We start from the raw sequence: 15,685 nt of genomic DNA, 5'->3' as shown, positions 1-15,685 counted from the left end.
TTTTATGAACTACTGAGGCGCGCGGTTCAACCCAGCAGGCGCCGAACAGGCACATTCATGAACATACCTTTTATTCACTTTCAAAGCGGCCTCGACAGGGAACCCCAACCCCCCAACAGGTCACCAAGTCCCCTAAACGAGTGTCTATCATTTTCATACGCACCTCGATATGTTGATCGAATGAATCCAGATGACATCATCGGCATTGCCGGCTACGGCGGTTTGGCGATCCTGTTCTGGATCGTCCTCGTTGTCGGAGGCTTCATCCTCTCGGCTTGGATCATGAGCCTTTACGTTCGGCTGATTCTCAAGTTCTCGCGCAGGGCGCTCGATCGCGAGTACCGCTACATGCGAGGTGACTACTACGTGCCGGCTCGTACTAACCGGCAGTAGACACGCACCAGGTCACGGGATTCTCCGCTACCTCCAGAAAAACAAGGACGCACCCGTGACTACACCCGTCTCAGGCTGGTACCAGGACCCGGCAGACCCTTCCGACCCCGAACAGTTCCGATGGTGGAACGGCATCGCCTGGTCAGAGGAGACCCGACGTCGAGTGCCGTCACCGGTGGTGCCAACGCCTGCGCCGGCTCCGCTGCAAGCCCCACTCCCGAACACGGCGTTGTATGAGCCCGACGCCCGCGCCTATCTGCCAATGGCCGGATACACACCTCGAGAGATTCATGTTGAGACTGCGCCGCCTGCACCGTTGTCACGCAAGGAGAAAGACCGCGAGCTCCGCCAGCACAACCCGATGGCGTACACGGGACTCCTCTTGTCTCTTGTGGGGATGCTATTCAATCCGCTCGCACTGCTGAGCATTCTTGGGCTCGTGTTCTCGGCGGTCGGCCTCGCCGCGTCGTACCGTCTGGAGAGCTTGGGCGCACGGACGACGGGACGCGGAACCGCGGGTGTGGGCATTGCACTGGGTGTCATCGGGGTCGCACTCTTCCTGTGGTTGATCCTTTAGCCAGCGAGCAGCCCCGGACGACCTCAACGGCAGATTCGCAGTACTCCCCGAGTGACGTCCCGCACTGAAAGAACACCGGCGGCAGCGCCACCAACGAGAGGAACTCCATGGACGACCCCGTCGGACGCAGAGACATTGCGGTCTTCATCGACATGGAGAACCTGTTCGGCGGGTACGGGGCGGATGTCTCGGGGGTGCCGCTCTCCCGCATCCTGAACGAGATCCATGCGGAGGTGAAGAGCCTCGAGGTTGGTTCCCTCGCCGCGACCACTCGGGCCTACGCGAACTGGGGCTTCAAGGGCATGACCACCTACCACCGTGAGGTGCTCGAGAACGGGGTGGAGCCCGTGCACATCTTCTCCAACGACGGCCGAGCATCCGCCAATCACGACGGCCGGCGCAAGAATGCCGCCGACATCCAGCTCGTGGTCGACGCGCTGACGGTCGCCGTCGAGGCGCCCTGGGTGAAGGTATTCGTCATCGTCAGCGGCGACGGTGACTTCGTTCCTCTCGTGCGGCGCCTCCAGTATCTCGGAAAAGTCGTCATCGGGGTCGGCCTGAGCGACGGACGGGCGGGCGGCGTCAGCAAACTCCTGCGCACCGTGGTCGACCACTTTCTGGAGGTGCGGGTTGGCGAGGACCTGCTGAGCCCCGTGCCACCCGTGGCCCGCGCGAAGGCCGATGCGACGGCCACGAAGCCGGCCGCAGCGGCACTGTCCTCGGTGCCCTCCGACAGAATCCCGTCGCTCAAGGAGTACGTCGCGACCGTGGTCCAGCTCACCAAATCGCACCCGAATGCACTGAAATCGGGCGCGGTGGATGGCGCGGTGATGGGCGGTCTGCTGCGCCGCCGGTGGCCACGGGTCACCTACTCGGACTTCGATTACAGAACGCTCGGCAGTTTCATCGAGGATGCCTGCAAGCTCCCGATGTTCCGCCCCAACGTTGCGAACGCCTCGCCCACCGCCACCCCGCAGCCCACGACGGTGACTCCACCGTCACTGCGGGCAGAGCTCGAGGCGGTGCCGCCGCGCATCTCCTATCCCGAGATTGGGCCGCTGACCAAGGTGTTGACCGAGCTGACGCTCCAATTCGAGCCACTGCCGTTCGACGACCTGTCAGACCGCGTCGGGGGCGAGCTATCGGACGTGCCTGCCGAGCAAATCCGTCTCGCCCTGCGACTGCTCCTCTCCGTCGGGGCGTTCAGCGAGGTCGGCATGGACGGCCTGAATCTGAGCGGCGACGTAGCATCCGTCGAGGACGGCATCAGCCTCGTGCTCGACGACGCACAGCGGCGGGCCCGGACGATCGATCGCAGCGTGACTAAGGCCGAGGTCGAGGCTGCTCTGTTTCCTGAGTGACCGGCACGTCCAATTTGGCGTGGCTGTCAGCGGGACCCGGTCGGCCGTCCACCCAGCAGGTTCGCCGTGAACCGGGCAATATCCTCCCGCAGCCCGGAATACGATCCAGCGTCAGGGTTTTCCGCGGCCACGAACGCCTCGACCGCTTCCAGCGCCTCGGCGACGAGCGGGCGAGGCGAACGAACCTTCCACGATTCACCCTCGGCGACAAGGTCGTCCATCGCGATCGTGGCATGCGCGTACTTGCCATTGATAGCCAGCGCCATCCTTCCCCCGCTGTCGAGGTGGGTCTGTGGCACAACGTCGTAGGCCGGCGCTATTCTCGTGCTCCCGTCGCGCAGGTGCAGCATGCTGATGTTCTTGCCGTGCAGATCGAGGTTGCCCAGCGCCTGCGAGACGGTCACGAGCCGGAGAAGCTGGTCCACCGAACGCCGGTCGCCGTTCCGACCCAGCACCCCGGCGATTCGGCGAAGCGAGACCTTGCCTCCGAACTCCTGGTATTTCTCGTTCTTTGCGGCGCCCAGGGCCTGATTCATGTCCTCCTGATGGATGCGTCCATCGGGCGACTCGCGCGACCTGTCGTATCGCTCGATCACCAGGCCGCGAACGTCGCCGAAGTCCTCGATCCAGCTGTCGAACGTCGTGAGGCCGGCCGCCTTGGCCGCACGGAAGCCGTACTCTTCGTCGAAGGTGATCGTCGGATGACGCGTCGACGGCGACTTGATGATGTGGCTGGACGGATACCCATCGAGAACCTGGAACCACTGACTGCCCTGGCGCGCCAGCACGATCTTGTCCTGCACACCCGCCAGCGAGGTACGGCCCGACTGCGGATGGTTGCCGAGGGGAGCGGACTGCGTGTTCGCCAGCATCCGGCCCACCTCGTCGGCGTCGACCGGAGCGAGTTCCGGGGTGCACGGCTCGCCTGGCGCCTCGGGGTCGTAAATCTGCACGGCGCCGGCGACGTCCCTGCCGTACTGCGCCAGCAGCGGGATGATGTCGTCGGTCGACACTCGCAATTCGGCGGCGAGGCTGTCGAGCGCCATGCCCTCGGGAAGCAGCTCGGCGAAAAAGTTGCGGCGACGTGCGCCCCTACTGCGGTTGGCGACGAGCTCGAAGGGAACCGATTCGGAGAGCATCGTGCTGCCGAGCCCGAAGGTCTCGATGGCCTGGGGGTCGGCGACGAAATCGAACGAGCGCCGGTCGGTGCCGACGAGGCGGCCGACGAGTTCGCCGCAGAGCTCTACGCGCAGGTCAGCCACGGGGCTCGTCCGGGCTGTCGGAGGTTGGCGGCTCGATCTCGAGATACATCCGGATGCCGGTCTCCCGCATCATCGCGAAGATGCGTTCGAGCACGATCGTGTTCTTGCCCGACTCCAGTGCCCACACGTACTTCTGGTCGGTATCGAGCCGGTCCGCAAGCTCACGCTGGGTCAGTCCGCTGACGAGTCGGCCCTGCTGCAGCATCCGTCCGAGGGCGTCGGGGCTGCGTACTTCTCCTCGTGCTGCCATGGTGGCCACTCCTGACGGTCTTATTGCCTTCAGCGTAGATGACGGTGTTATTGCCGTCAAGCCTACTGACGGAGATTTTACCGTCAGGCCACACCTGCGAGCTAAATAACCTCCCCGCCCCACAAAACTGGCAGGATCACTTCATGGACCTCAACCTCACGGGAAAAACTGCACTCGTCACCGGCGGAACCAAGGGAATCGGGCGCGCCATCGTCGACGCGTTCGTCTCGGAGGGCGCCAATGTCGCGTTCTGTGCGCGGGATGCCGATGAAGTCGCGGCCGTCGAGGCCGCCTACGCCGATGCCACACCGACGGTGCTCGGCTCGGTGCTGAACGTGCGCGACGCCGCCGCCCTCACCGCCTGGGTCGATGACACCGCCGTGCGCCTCGGCGGCATCGACATGATCGTGGCCAACGTGAGCGCCCTGGCGATTCCCGACACGGCGGAGAACTGGGTCGAGTCGTTCGAGGTCGACCTCATGGGCACCGTCAACCTCGTCAAGGCGTCGCTCCCCTACCTGGAGAACAGCCCCGCCCCCTCCATCGTCGCGATCTCGAGCGTCTCGGGGCGAGAAGCCGACTTCGCATCCGGCCCCTACGGCACCGCCAAATCCGCGATCATCGGCTACATCTCGGGGCTCGCCCTGCAGCTGGCCGACAAGGGAATCCGCGCCAACGTGGTCTCGCCCGGCAACACCTACGAGCCCGGCGGAGTGTGGGCGGGCATCGAGACCGGCAACCCCGACCTGTTCTCCCTGGCGATGGGGCTCAACCCGACCGGACGCATGGGCACCCCACAGGAGATCGCCGACAGCGTGGTCTTCATCTCGAGCCCGCGGTCGAGCCGCACGAGCGGCACGAACCTGGTCGTCGACGGGGCGCTGACCCGCGGCATGCAGTTCTGATGGACGTCTTCTAATGAACATCGTCGAGTTCACCCCGGAGCGGTCGCAGTACGTCTACACCTTCGGTGGTGCCGAGCCCGTGATGCGGGTGAACCCCGGCACGGCGCTCGCCCTCTGGTCGGAGGATGCCTACAACCACGCCCTCCGCTCGGTCGACGACCTCGCGAGCGCCAAGCTCGACGTGCGCTACCTCAACCCGCAGACCGGTCCGTTCTACATCGTCGGCGCCGAGGCCGGCGACACCCTCGCCGTGCACATCGTGAGCCTCACCCCGGCGCGCAGCTGGGGAGCATCCGCCACCATCCCGTTCTTCGGCGGCCTCACGAGCACCGACCGCACCGCCATGCTGCAACCCGCACTCCCCGAGGCGACCTGGATCTACGAGGTGGACACGGATGCCGGAACCGTCGGCTTCCAGTCGCGCTTCGGCGACTTCGAGGTGGCACTGCCGCTGGCCCCGATGCTCGGAACAGTGGGCGTCGCACCCGCCGGCAGCGAGGTGCGGTCATCACTCGTCCCGGAGCGGTTCGGCGGCAACATGGACACCCCCGAGATGAAGGCCGGCACCACCGCCTACCTCGGCGTCAATGTGGAGGGCGCGCTGCTCTCGATCGGCGACGGGCACTACCGGCAGGGCGAGGGCGAGGCGTGCGGCACGGCCGTCGAGGGTGCCATGAACTCGGTGATCATCGTCGAGCTGATCAAGGGCGGCGGGCCGCTCTGGCCCAGGCTCGAGAACGACGACTACTGGATGGTCGTCGGCTCGTCGCGTCCGATGGAGGACTCCTGGCGTATCGCGCAGCTGGAGATGACCCGATGGATGGCGGAGATGTTCGACCTGCACGAGATGGATGCCTACCAGCTGCTCAGCCAGATCACCGAGACGCCGATCGCGAACGTCGTCGATACCAACTACAGCGTGGTGGTGAAGGTTCCGAAGAAGTACTTCACGCGCGTGCAGGCCTTCGACGGGATGCACCGCGAACTGCGGGGGCGCGCGCGCCGCGTTTGAGTGGGGCGGGGCGGGGCGGGGCGGTCGGGGGCGACCGGGCGGGAGCGAGCGGTCGCTGATCGGTCGCGCGGTCGCTGTTCGCTCCGCTGTCCGGTCGCGCGGTCGCTGTTCGCTCCGCTGTCCGGTCGCGCGGTCGCTGTTCGCTCCGCTGTCCGGTCGCGCGGTCGCTGTTCGCTCCGCTGTCCGGTCGCGCGGTCGCTGTTCGCTCCGCTGTCCGGTCGCGCGGCCGCTGTTCGCCCCGCTGTCCGGTCGCTGTCCGGTCGCGCGGCCGCTGTTCGCCCCGCTGTCCGGTCGCGCGGTCGCTGTTCATTCACGCGCGTGCGATTACTATAGCGCGAGCGAACAACACCCGCGCGGAGCCCTGCCCGACCGCTCAGCGCTCAGCGCTCAGCGCTCCCTACCGCGCCCACGCCGCCCTCTCGCGCTCCGCGAACTGCGCGAAGGTCGTCGCGGGCCTCCCCGTCAGGCGCCGGATGGTGCGGTTCGGGAACGCCGACACGTTCATCCGCACGACGCGGTAGATCATCTTCTGCACCTCGATGTAGTCCGCGGCCGCGCCCTGCTCCGTGAGGCGCGCCACGTACTCCTCGACCGACGGCGCCGCGTAGCGCACCTCGTAGCCGAGGGCGGCCGTGAGCTGACGGGCGACTCCGTAGTAATCGAGGGACTGCTCTCCCGAAAGCGTGTAGGCCTTACCCACATGCCCTGGCCTGGTCAGTACCGCCGCCGCCACCGCGCCGAGGTCGTCGGTGTCGACGAAGGCGGTGCGGGCGCGCGCGGCCGGCACGAAGATCTCGCCCCGATCGCGGATGTCGTCGCGGTACGTGGTCGACAGGTTCTGCATGAAGAAGTTCGGGCGCAGGAACGTGAATGGCGCCGACCGCTCCCTCAGGTACTTCTCGACGGCGTGGTGCGGGGTGGCCGCGTTGAACTGCACCCCCTGAAGCGAGAGGAACACGATCTGCCGCACGCCAGCATCCAGCGCCCTGTCGATCAGGGGGAAGAGGACGCGCCGCACGTCGGAGATCTGCGGGGGCCGGAGGAGGAACATCCGGTCGACGCCGGCGAGCGCGGCAGGCCAGCCGGCGGGATTCTCGAAGTCGAGCACGCGTGCCTCGGTGTCGCGCACTGCGCCCCCGCCCGAGGACTCGTCGCGCACGCCCGAGACGACCGTCTCACCGGCCAATGCGAGGTGCCGGGCGACCGCCCTGCCGACGTTTCCGGTGGAGCCCGTGACGAGGACCGCGCCGCCCGGCGCGCTCATCGGGTGCCGCTGCGGTCGTCGGGACTCCGGTCGTGGAGGAGCGAGAGGATTCGGTCGAGCTCGACGATCTCGGCGACGCTGAGCGCATCGAACCGCGGGGCGATGCCGTCGAAGTAGGCCCGCTGGAACTGGTCGACCTCGACGCGCGCGGCGTCGGTGAGCCGGATGATCCGCCCGCGCCGGTCGGCGGGGTTGGTCTCGCTCGTCACGAGAGCGACGGCGCGCAGCATGTCGACGGTCTGGCTCACGGCGCTGCTGGTGACGTTCAGCCTGTCGGCCAACTCGGACACGCTTGCGCCATCGGACTGCGACAGCGCGAAGAGGAGGTTCATGGGCCCGCGTCCCAGGTTGTAGGCCTTGAACGGATACGCCCCGCTCGCCGCGAAGTCGCGGGTGACGACGCCGATGCGCGCGACCACCCGGTGCAGCGAGGCCTCGCGGTCGGTTACCGACTGCTGCTCGGGCGCGGGCACTGGCTGCCCGTCCACGGTCACGGGGTGCTCGTCAACGGTCACCGTGTGCCCGTCGACGGTCAGCGGGTGCCCCTCCAAGGTCACCGTGTGCCCGTCGACGGTCACCGGGTGCTCGTCAACGGTCACCGAGTGCTCGTCGACGGTCAGCGACCGCTGGCGCACGGTCCTCGGCTGCTCGCGCACGGTCATCGACTGACGAACGGCAGTTCGCGCACGAACTGTCGGTCATCCACCTGGGTCAGGATGAACCGCGCCAGGTCCCCACGCGAGATCTGCGTGCTGGCGTTCACGCCGACCCACCCCACGCGGTACGAGCCGGTCGCCGGGGCGTCGGTCAGGCGCGGCCCCCGAACTACGGTCCAGTCGAGACCGCTGTCCTGCAGCACCTCGAGATGCCCCTTCGCGTCGTCGAGCACCTGCGGCGAGAGAGCCTTCAGCAGTAAGCGGATGACGCGATCGGCCACCCCGGGACGATCGTGCTCCTCGGCAGGCAGCCCCCCTCCCGACAGCGAGACGATGCGCGTGATCTGCTCCCGTTTCATCGCCTCGACGATGTTCCTGGTGCCGTCGGTCTGCACCGTGGGCGGGGAGCCCTTCACGTGACCGAAGACGCTGAGTACCGCATCCGTCCCGCGCACAGTCTGCTCGACTGCCGCCGTGTCGAGGACGTCGCCCGTCACGATCGTCAGGCGGTCGGATGCCTCGGTGATCGCCTCGGGACGCCTGGCCAGGGCCCGCACCGTGTGCCCTTCGGCCAGCGCCTCGGCGAGCACCAGTCGGCCGGTGCGGCCGGTCGCGCCGAAGAGGGCAATGGTCGTGTTGGTCATGGATTTATGTTAGCAGCTTAAGTAAATGCGGAGGGGGTAGCGGGGCGGTGGCGGGGGGGGTAGCGGGGGGGGATGCCACGACGAACGACGCTGCGCCGGCGCCGGGGTGGATGCGCCGACTGCACTGCATCCAGCGCCCGCGCGGTTGTTGTTCGCTCGCGCGCATGCGATTACACCTGCACGAGCGAACAGCATGCGCGCGAGTGCTCGAGCGGCCGGCCGCATTGTCCGCATCGCACGCGCGAGTGAACAGCACCCGCGCGAGTGAGCGGCATCCGCGCGATGCGCAACGACGCGGTGCGATTGAGACCTCGATAACTACCGCGACAGAGCGGCCCAAGCCCCGGGCCCGCCTCCCGGCCCGACGATGTCGCACGAGTTCGCTACCCTCGAATGGTGACCCGCAGTGACGCCGCCCTGGTGCAGAGCGCGGCCCGGTTCGACCGGGTTCGCAGAGACTCCGCGTGGTCTCTGCTGCGCGCGAACCAGGCGCCCATCGTGCTCGCGGTGCTGCACGCCAACTTCGTCGAGTCGGGCGAGGCGCGCGTGCCGGCGACCGTGCTGTTCGAGCGGATCGGCGACGATCTCGAGGCGCTGCGAGTCGCCGGGCACGAGCTGCCGCAGTCGCCCCAGCGGTACGTCGCGGACTGGCTCGACGCGGGCTATCTCGAGCGCCGCACCGGATCGGCCGGCACCTCGGGCGCCGGATCGGGCGCCGGATCGAGCGCCGCAGAGACCTACGAACTCTCCGCCGATGCCCTCGCTGCTCTGCGCATCGCGACCGAGATCGTCACCCCGCCGCGCTCGGTCACCGAGAGCCGCTTGACCACGGTCATGGGCCAACTCGAGCAGCTCGCGATCGATACCGACACCGACGTCGCCTCCCGGCTCGAGTCCCTCACGCGCGAACGGGAGCGGCTCGACCACCGCATCTCGAACATCCGCGAGGGGCGCATCGACGTCGTCGCCCCGGATGCCGCGCTCGAACGCATCCGGGACATCCTGCTGCTCGCCGAGCAGCTCCCGGCCGACTTCGCTCGGGTGCGACGCGATGTCGAGTCGCTCAACGTGCAGTTCCGGCGGGACATCATCGAGAGCGACGGAGCGCGCGGCGAGGTGCTCGATGCGCTGTTCCGCGGAGTCGACGTGCTGCAGGACAACGAGGCCGGCCGCAGCTTCGGCGCGTTCTATGCCCTGCTCATCAATCCTGAACGCAGCGCCGGGCTCGACCGCTCGATCGACGACGTGCTCACCCGCGACGCCCTCGGTTCGCTCAAGCCGGCCGAACGCATCGCCCTGCGCACCCTCGTCGAACGCCTCACCTCCCGCGGCGGAGAGGTGCACGAGGTCTACGCCTCCCTCGCCCGGAGCCTGCGCACGTTCGTGCAGCAGCGCGAATACGTGGAGGAGCGCCGCGTCAGCCGGCTGCTCAAGCAGGCACAACGCGCGTTCGGCGAGTTGAGCGGCGACGGCAGCCTCATCCGTCCGACCGGATTCACGCTCAGCCTCAGCAAGGCGCAGCTGGGGTCGGTCAGCCAGTTCACGATGACCGCACCCGACACCGAGCGCCCGCCCGGTCTCGTCGACAACCCCCCGGTCGAGCTCGACCTCGATCGGGTGCGCGAACTCATCAACGAAAGCGACATCAACCTGTACGAGCTTCGCCGCAATGTCGACGCGACACTCGAAGATCTGCCGGTCGCGAGCATCAGTGATGTGCTCGACCGGTATCCGGCGACTCAGGGACTCGGTAGTCTCATCGGGCTGCTGTCGATCGGGCTCGAGCGCACCGTCAACGGCCGCGCCGTGCTCGTCGAGAACGAGCGCGATCTTGTGGCCTGGGGTGATTCGGGGCTCGCCGCCCGCGTGCCCACCATTCTCTTCACCCAATCGAGCGAGGAGCATCCATGACACCGGCCCGCACCGCGCAGCAGAAGCCTCAGAGCGCCGACGCGCAGAGCGCCGAGGCCCCGGGCGACGACGAGTCCGCGGCATCCGCCACCCTCTTCGTCGGCGACACCGGAACCCTCGACCTCGACACCCGGCTCGCGCTCGTGAAGCTGCTGCGCGGACCTTTTCTCGACGGCAGCCGGGAGCCAGCGCGCTGGGCGGCGCTGCGCCGCTCAGAGGTCTCGGTGAGGCGCTACCTGAGCGAGATCTTCCTGCTGCTCGTAATCGATGAGGTCGAGCGCATCGCCTTCACCCAGCAGGCCAGCGAATCGGATGCCGTGATCCCGAGCGTTCTGCGCCAGGTGCCGCTCACCATGATCGACAGCGCCCTCGTCCTCTTTTTGCGCGGGCAGCTCTCCGCCGTTGCTGGCACGGGCCAGCGCGCCATCGTCGGATACGACGACATCGTCGCGCAGCTCACCCCCTACCGCCGCGAGGGAACGACCGACGAGTCGGCCCACCTCAAACGCATGAACGGCGCAGTGCGCAAGATGATCGACGCTGGCGTGCTCGCGAACACCTCCACCGAGGGCCGCTATGAGATCTCCCCGGTGCTGCGAATCCTGTTCCCCGCCGAGCAGATCGCCGCGCTGACCGATGCCTATGAGGCGCTGCGGGGAGCGGATGCGACGGATGCGCGGCTCGACCTGCCCGATGAGGCGCCCGACGAGCACCAGTCCGCCGAGCACCAGTCCACCGAGACGCGAAACGACGACACCGACACGGCATCCGCGGAGGAGACCGCATGAGCGACGACACCCTCTTCGACGACCTCGACGGCGCGCTGCGGAGCAGCCGCGGGCAGCACCGACTCACCGGAATCCAGCTCGTCAACTGGGGCACCTTCGCCAACCACCATCGAATCGACGTGGCAGAGAAGGGCTTCCTGATCACCGGGGCATCCGGGTCGGGCAAGTCCACCATTCTCGACGCGATCTCGGTCGTGCTCGTGCGCCCGAAAGACCTGAACCTCAACGCCGCGGCGGGCGACGCCGGGCAGCGGGTGCGCGACCGCACCGTGCTCAGCTATCTGCGCGGATCGTGGTCGATCAACGCCGACGAGATCACCGGAGAGGTCGCCACCCAGCAGCTGCGCCCGGGCACCACCTGGTCGGCCGTCGCACTCGAATACTCCGACGGCAAGGGCATCGAGACCACTCTGGTGCGCGTGTTCTGGGCGGCCCGCGGAGTCACCGACCCTGGCGGGGTGAAAAGCGTCAACCTCATCGCCGATCGCAGGTTCGACCTGCACGACCTCGAGCCGGTGCTCGCCGACGGACTCAGTCTGCGCACCGTGAAGGCGCTGCTGTCGCCCTGGTACGCGGGCGACCAGTATCCCGCGTTCCAGGAGAAGTTCGCCCGGCGGCTCGGCATCGGCGGCGAGCGCGCCCTGCGCCTGCTGCACAAGACCCAGGCGACCAAGGGACTCACGAGCCTCGACTCACTGCTGCGCGACTTCATGCTCGACGAACCGGAGACATTCGCCATCGCCAGCCGCATGGTCGAGCAGTTCGACGAGCTCTCCGCGGCGCACGAGGCGGTGCAGACCGCCCGCAAGCAGGTCGCCCACCTCGAGCCGGTGCGCGGGCTCGACGCCGAGCTCGGCACCCTTTCCACACGCGCAGCCGGCCTCGAGGACGAGACCGCGGCCACCGAGTGGTACGTGACCGAGCGTGCCATCGTCCTCCACCACGACGAGATCGCCCGCACGCAGCGGGACCGCACGGATGCCGCGGCCGAGGGGTCGGCCCTCGAAGCCGACCTCTCACTCATCACCGGCCGCATCGATGTACTGCGCGAGCAGCACCTCACCGCTGGCGGCGGCCGGCTCGACGGCATCCGTTCGGAGCGCGATCAGGCCACCGGCGAGCTGTCGTCGCGCACCCGTCGCCAGGGTGCGCTTCGCTCTCACCTGAGCGTGCTCGGCGCCGCGATACCGTCGACTCAGGGCGACCACGCCGAACTCGTGAATCAGGCGCAGACCGAGATCGACACGCTCGCGGCCGGCGGCGCCGAGGTGGACCGGGAACAGTACGACGCCTTTGCCGGAGCCGATGACGCGAAGCGGAAGCTCGCCGCGGTGCGAGCGGAGATGGCGACGCTCGCGACGAGCCGCTCCAACATCGACAGCGCCGACCTGCGGCTGCGCGACGAGCTCGCCACAGCCGCCCGCGTCGACCCGAAGCGATTGCCGTTCGTCGCCGAGCTGCTCGATGTTCCCGAGGAACATGCCGAGTGGCGCGGCGCGATCGAGCGGCTGCTCGGCGGATTCGCCCGGTCGGTGCTGATTCCGGAGTCGGTGTATGCCGCGGCATCCGCCTACATCGACAGCACCCACCTCGGCCGCAAGCTGCTCTACTACCGGGTGCCGCGCGAGCTGACCAACAAGCCGCGGGCGATCGGGCCGGACTCGGTGGTGCACCGCATCGAGGTCGCCGACTCGCCCACCGCCGAGTGGTTGCACGCCGAGTTGAGCGGGCGGTTCGACTACGCCTGCGCCGAGAGCCTCGCCGCATTCCAGCGGGCAGAGAAGGCGATCACCCGCAACGGCCAAGTGCGCCACGGCAGCTCCCGCCACGAGAAGAACGACCGCTCGCGCATCGACGACCAGCGGCAGTGGGTGCTCGGTTTCGACAACGCGGCCAAGCAGCAGCTGTTCGCCGCCGACGCAGAGCGGCTGCAGGCGGAGCTCGGCGCGGCCGAGAAGCAGGTGGATGCTGTGCTCGGGCGGCGCACGGCCGCCCAGGCTCGGCTCGCCGCGTGCCGCCGCATCGTCGAGACCCCGTGGGACGACATCGACACCGCGAGCGCCGCCCGGCACCTGCACGGCCTCGAGACGCTCATCGCCGAATTCGCCTCCACCCACCGTGACCTTGCACAGCTCGATGAGCAGATTGCGGAGCAGAGATCCGCCGCCGCCGCGGTCGAGAAGGCGCTACGCGAGGCTGGAGCGCGCGTTCACGCGGCATCCACCGCGCTGTCGAGGCTCGAGCGCGGCCTCGAGGAGCGGCAGTCGACCCGGGCCGAGCTGCAGGGCGCGGATGCCGCGGCTCTTGCCCGCCTCGAGTCCCGGTTCACCGCGCGGTCGCGCAGCCTGACTCTGGAGCGGCTCGGCGACCTGCGCGCCGAGGTGCAGAAGGAGATCTCGAGCGAGGCGACGGCGGTGGAGCGCAGCATCCGCTCGATTCGGGAGAGGCTGACGCAGCTGTTCACCGAGTTCAAGGCGGAGTGGACCGCCGAAGCCGCCGACGTCGATACGGATGTTGAGGCGACCGGGGAGTATCTGCGCATTCTCGAACGCATCGAGCACGACGGGCTGCCGCAGTTCGAAACGAAGTTCCTGACCATGCTGCAGCATCTCTCGACGATGTCGCTCGGGCAGCTGCGGCGGCAGATCGACCAGGAGCGTCGGCAGATTCGCGATCGGATCACACCGATCAACGAGTCGCTGGCGTTGAGCGAATATGGGCACGGCACCATTCTGCGCATCGACGTGAAGGAGCGGCAGCTCGCCCTCGTGAACGACTTCAAGAAGGATGTCGCGGCGGCGACCGACGAGTCGCTCGTCAACGACCCGGCGCGCGCGACTGAGCGGTTCGAGATTCTGCGGCGTCTCGTCACCCGGTTCGGCAGCCCCGAGCCGGAGCACAGGCACTGGCGGGAACAGGTGCTCGATGTGCGCCGACACGTCGAGTTCGAGGCGCGCGAGATCGGCGAGGGCGGTGAGACTGTCGAGATCCACACCTCCGGGGCCGGGCGGAGCGGCGGGCAGCGGGTCAAGCTCGTCACCTTCGCCCTCGCTGCGGCTCTCCGCTATCAGCTCGGTGGGCGCAATGCCGAGCGTCCCGACTACGGCACCGTGGTCATCGACGAGGCGTTCGACAAGGCCGATGCCGACTTCACCGAGAAGTCGATGCGCATTTTCGAGCAGTTCGGATTCCAAATGGTGCTCGCGACGCCGATGAAGCTCATCCAGACCCTGAGCCCGTTCATCGGCGGAGCGACCGTCATCCACATCCGCGATCGCAAGGCGTCATCCGCGTTCCCGATCGACCTCGTCGAGCTCACCGCCACTTCGGCGCAGCAGCGTGCCGATGCGCTCGATCGCTGAGGCGCGCGTCGAGGCCCGGCGCATCTTCGACCGGAACCTGGGCGGATGGGCATGGTCGGCCGTGCAGGGCGAGCCGGCCGAACGCATCCCACTCGCTCTCAACCTGCAGCCGCCCACCGGCGATGAGGCGCTCGACAGGGTCGCGGAGATGCGCGAGTGGTCCAGCGCCTGGCACGACTTCGCGGGGGCAGGAGAAGTGGAGTTCGCGACGCGACGGTTCCGGTATCTCGGCACGCAGTCGGTGCCGGTGCGCCTCCACTTGGAGCAGCCCGCAGAGGTCGCGGCCTTCATCGCCTCCACTGCCCACTGGCGCGCTCTGGTCGCACGACTGGGCGAGCTCGTCGCCCAGTGGCCGGACATGTCGAGGCCGGATGCCGCAGCGGTGCGCCGCGTGCTCGACGTGCCCACCTCGTCGTGGTCGCACGTCGTCGGCTTTCTGCGCTGGTCGGCGGACCTGGACCTCTCCGAACTACTGCCTCGCCAGATCGCCTTTCCCGGTGTCGACAGCAAGTGGTTCGATCAGAACCGTCCGCTGCTGGTCGCACTGCGTGCCGCGGGGGCGGGTACCCGGCGTCTCACGACGCGGCAGATCGACTCTCGGATGCTGGTGCGCGTGCTCGACCCGGCCCTGCGCGCGGAAGTCGGCGGACTCGCGGAGTTCGCCGCCCCGGCCACCGAGTTGGCGCGACTGGTCTGGGCGCCAGGGGAGGTCATCATCTCGGAGAATCTGCAGAGCGCGTACTCCTTCGGCGATCGCCCCGGGTGCGTCGTGCTCGCGGCACAAGGCTACGCAGTCGAGGCCTACGGCGGGCTGCCCTGGCTGCAGCGCGCTCACGTGCGCTATTGGGGCGACCTCGACACGCACGGCTTCGCGATCCTGAACCGGCTACGGCACCACCTGCCGCGAGTCGACTCCGTGCTGATGGATGCCGACACCCTGCTCGCGCATCGCTCCCTGTGGGCGCGGGAGGAGAAGCCGCAGTCGGCCCAGTTGCCGCTCCTGACGGCATCCGAGCGGGAGGCATACGAGGTGTTGCTGTCAGAGCCGAACGCGCGGCTGGAGCAGGAGCGCTTGCCGTGGGGCGTTGTTGAGGCGGCGTTCGGCGTGAGTGTCGCTGGCCGCGAATTGCGGTGACCATCACTCGGGCGCCGCACCGATCCCCGAATGTGACGACATCCAGCGCCGTCCGAGCTCCCCCGCCCTGATCGAGATCGGCTCGACGACCGGCACCCACTCGATGAGGCTGGTGAGCTCCGCGGCATCCGCCCGCTCATGATCCAGCAAGCCCTGGAGCGACTC

At 68.1% G+C, this 15,685-nt stretch carries 15 protein-coding genes and 1 pseudogene; 10 read left to right on the top strand and 6 right to left on the bottom strand.

The window, feature by feature from the left end:
* The first annotated feature begins 180 nt into the window (after nucleotides 1-180).
* The 4 genes and pseudogenes from BHD05_RS04155 (at nucleotide 181) to BHD05_RS04145 (ending at nucleotide 2,331) form a co-directional block, all read left to right on the top strand.
* Nucleotides 181-393, top strand: a complete 213-nt coding sequence (locus tag BHD05_RS04155) for a hypothetical protein (RefSeq protein ID WP_161885313.1) — start codon at nucleotides 181-183, stop codon at nucleotides 391-393.
* Nucleotides 356-523, top strand: a pseudogene (locus tag BHD05_RS16105) (hypothetical protein); the annotation flags it as partial. The gene BHD05_RS04155 and the pseudogene BHD05_RS16105, both read left to right, overlap by 38 nt.
* A 186-nt stretch (nucleotides 524-709) precedes the next feature.
* On the top strand, nucleotides 710-970 hold the full coding sequence (locus BHD05_RS15865; RefSeq protein WP_236966640.1) for a hypothetical protein: 261 nt from the start codon (nucleotides 710-712) through the stop codon (nucleotides 968-970).
* A 107-nt stretch (nucleotides 971-1,077) separates the two neighbouring features.
* The gene (locus tag BHD05_RS04145) at nucleotides 1,078-2,331 is read left to right on the top strand and encodes an NYN domain-containing protein (protein ID WP_161885311.1); all 1,254 of its coding nucleotides are present in this window, start codon (nucleotides 1,078-1,080) and stop codon (nucleotides 2,329-2,331) included.
* Nucleotides 2,332-2,357: 26 nt separating this feature from the next.
* Here BHD05_RS04145 and BHD05_RS04140 read toward each other — a convergent pair whose 3' ends face one another.
* Complete coding sequence (locus tag BHD05_RS04140; RefSeq protein ID WP_161885310.1) at nucleotides 2,358-3,593, bottom strand: type II toxin-antitoxin system HipA family toxin; 1,236 nt, start codon at nucleotides 3,591-3,593, stop codon at nucleotides 2,358-2,360.
* Nucleotides 3,586-3,843, bottom strand: a complete 258-nt coding sequence (locus BHD05_RS04135; protein WP_161885309.1) for a helix-turn-helix domain-containing protein — start codon at nucleotides 3,841-3,843, stop codon at nucleotides 3,586-3,588. The genes BHD05_RS04140 and BHD05_RS04135 overlap by 8 nt, the downstream gene beginning before the upstream one ends.
* 143 nt (nucleotides 3,844-3,986) lie before the next feature.
* Here BHD05_RS04135 and BHD05_RS04130 point away from each other — a divergent pair, with 143 nt between their 5' ends.
* Nucleotides 3,987-4,748, top strand: coding sequence for an SDR family NAD(P)-dependent oxidoreductase (locus BHD05_RS04130; protein ID WP_161885308.1), 762 nt, complete (start codon nucleotides 3,987-3,989; stop codon nucleotides 4,746-4,748).
* A 13-nt stretch (nucleotides 4,749-4,761) separates the two neighbouring features.
* Complete coding sequence (locus tag BHD05_RS04125; RefSeq protein WP_161885307.1) at nucleotides 4,762-5,760, top strand: acetamidase/formamidase family protein; 999 nt, start codon at nucleotides 4,762-4,764, stop codon at nucleotides 5,758-5,760.
* 397 nt (nucleotides 5,761-6,157) lie between these two features.
* Here the strand turns inward: BHD05_RS04125 and BHD05_RS04120 are convergent, their stop codons facing one another.
* Genes BHD05_RS04120 through BHD05_RS04110 form a run of 3 tightly spaced genes read right to left on the bottom strand, consistent with a single transcriptional unit; the run spans nucleotide 6,158 to nucleotide 8,324 of the window.
* On the bottom strand, nucleotides 6,158-7,024 hold the full coding sequence (locus BHD05_RS04120; RefSeq protein ID WP_161885306.1) for an SDR family oxidoreductase: 867 nt from the start codon (nucleotides 7,022-7,024) through the stop codon (nucleotides 6,158-6,160).
* The gene (locus BHD05_RS04115; protein WP_161885305.1) at nucleotides 7,021-7,686 is read right to left on the bottom strand and encodes a MarR family winged helix-turn-helix transcriptional regulator; all 666 of its coding nucleotides are present in this window, start codon (nucleotides 7,684-7,686) and stop codon (nucleotides 7,021-7,023) included. The genes BHD05_RS04120 and BHD05_RS04115 overlap by 4 nt, the downstream gene beginning before the upstream one ends.
* Nucleotides 7,683-8,324, bottom strand: coding sequence for an NAD(P)-dependent oxidoreductase (locus BHD05_RS04110; protein ID WP_161885304.1), 642 nt, complete (start codon nucleotides 8,322-8,324; stop codon nucleotides 7,683-7,685). The genes BHD05_RS04115 and BHD05_RS04110 overlap by 4 nt, the downstream gene beginning before the upstream one ends.
* Before the next feature lie 393 nt (nucleotides 8,325-8,717).
* On the opposite strand from BHD05_RS04110, the gene BHD05_RS04105 reads away from it, so the two are divergent.
* From BHD05_RS04105 to BHD05_RS04090, 4 genes are read left to right on the top strand one after another with little or no spacing between them, the layout of a single operon-like run.
* Nucleotides 8,718-10,235, top strand: a complete 1,518-nt coding sequence (locus BHD05_RS04105) for a DUF3375 domain-containing protein (RefSeq protein WP_161885303.1) — start codon at nucleotides 8,718-8,720, stop codon at nucleotides 10,233-10,235.
* The gene (locus tag BHD05_RS04100; protein ID WP_161885302.1) at nucleotides 10,232-11,023 is read left to right on the top strand and encodes a DUF4194 domain-containing protein; all 792 of its coding nucleotides are present in this window, start codon (nucleotides 10,232-10,234) and stop codon (nucleotides 11,021-11,023) included. The genes BHD05_RS04105 and BHD05_RS04100 overlap by 4 nt, the downstream gene beginning before the upstream one ends.
* Nucleotides 11,020-14,385 (top strand): ATP-binding protein, encoded by a 3,366-nt coding sequence (locus tag BHD05_RS04095; protein ID WP_161885301.1) that lies wholly within the window; start codon nucleotides 11,020-11,022, stop codon nucleotides 14,383-14,385. The genes BHD05_RS04100 and BHD05_RS04095 overlap by 4 nt, the downstream gene beginning before the upstream one ends.
* Nucleotides 14,369-15,520 carry a Wadjet anti-phage system protein JetD domain-containing protein gene (locus BHD05_RS04090; protein WP_161885300.1) on the top strand — a complete coding sequence of 384 codons (1,152 nt, stop codon included), beginning with the start codon at nucleotides 14,369-14,371 and terminating at the stop codon, nucleotides 15,518-15,520. Before BHD05_RS04095 ends, BHD05_RS04090 begins: the two co-directional genes overlap by 17 nt.
* A gap of 3 nt (nucleotides 15,521-15,523) precedes the next feature.
* Here the strand turns inward: BHD05_RS04090 and BHD05_RS04085 are convergent, their stop codons facing one another.
* A complete protein-coding gene (locus BHD05_RS04085; RefSeq protein WP_161885299.1) occupies nucleotides 15,524-15,670 on the bottom strand; it encodes a PIN domain-containing protein in 147 nt (48 codons plus the stop codon).
* Nucleotides 15,671-15,685 lie beyond the last annotated feature (15 nt).

The organism is Marisediminicola antarctica, from assembly GCF_009930795.1.
GTDB classification, from domain to species: domain Bacteria; phylum Actinomycetota; class Actinomycetes; order Actinomycetales; family Microbacteriaceae; genus Marisediminicola; species Marisediminicola antarctica.
This window is presented reverse-complemented; position numbering and strand designations above follow the sequence as displayed.

What these genes read in the sequence shown, in the direction of transcription:
- BHD05_RS04155 (WP_161885313.1), top strand. Translation starts at nt 181, where the DNA reads ATGAATCCAGATGACATCATCGGCATTGCCGGCTACGGCGGTTTGGCG.
- BHD05_RS04145 (WP_161885311.1), top strand. Translation starts at nt 1,078, where the DNA reads ATGGACGACCCCGTCGGACGCAGAGACATTGCGGTCTTCATCGACATG.
- BHD05_RS04135 (WP_161885309.1), bottom strand. Translation starts at nt 3,843, where the DNA reads ATGGCAGCACGAGGAGAAGTACGCAGCCCCGACGCCCTCGGACGGATG.
- BHD05_RS04130 (WP_161885308.1), top strand. Translation starts at nt 3,987, where the DNA reads ATGGACCTCAACCTCACGGGAAAAACTGCACTCGTCACCGGCGGAACC.
- BHD05_RS04125 (WP_161885307.1), top strand. Translation starts at nt 4,762, where the DNA reads ATGAACATCGTCGAGTTCACCCCGGAGCGGTCGCAGTACGTCTACACC.
- BHD05_RS04120 (WP_161885306.1), bottom strand. Translation starts at nt 7,024, where the DNA reads ATGAGCGCGCCGGGCGGCGCGGTCCTCGTCACGGGCTCCACCGGAAAC.
- BHD05_RS04115 (WP_161885305.1), bottom strand. Translation starts at nt 7,686, where the DNA reads ATGACCGTGCGCGAGCAGCCGAGGACCGTGCGCCAGCGGTCGCTGACC.
- BHD05_RS04110 (WP_161885304.1), bottom strand. Translation starts at nt 8,324, where the DNA reads ATGACCAACACGACCATTGCCCTCTTCGGCGCGACCGGCCGCACCGGC.
- BHD05_RS04105 (WP_161885303.1), top strand. Translation starts at nt 8,718, where the DNA reads ATGGTGACCCGCAGTGACGCCGCCCTGGTGCAGAGCGCGGCCCGGTTC.
- BHD05_RS04100 (WP_161885302.1), top strand. Translation starts at nt 10,232, where the DNA reads ATGACACCGGCCCGCACCGCGCAGCAGAAGCCTCAGAGCGCCGACGCG.
- BHD05_RS04095 (WP_161885301.1), top strand. Translation starts at nt 11,020, where the DNA reads ATGAGCGACGACACCCTCTTCGACGACCTCGACGGCGCGCTGCGGAGC.
- BHD05_RS04090 (WP_161885300.1), top strand. Translation starts at nt 14,369, where the DNA reads ATGCGCTCGATCGCTGAGGCGCGCGTCGAGGCCCGGCGCATCTTCGAC.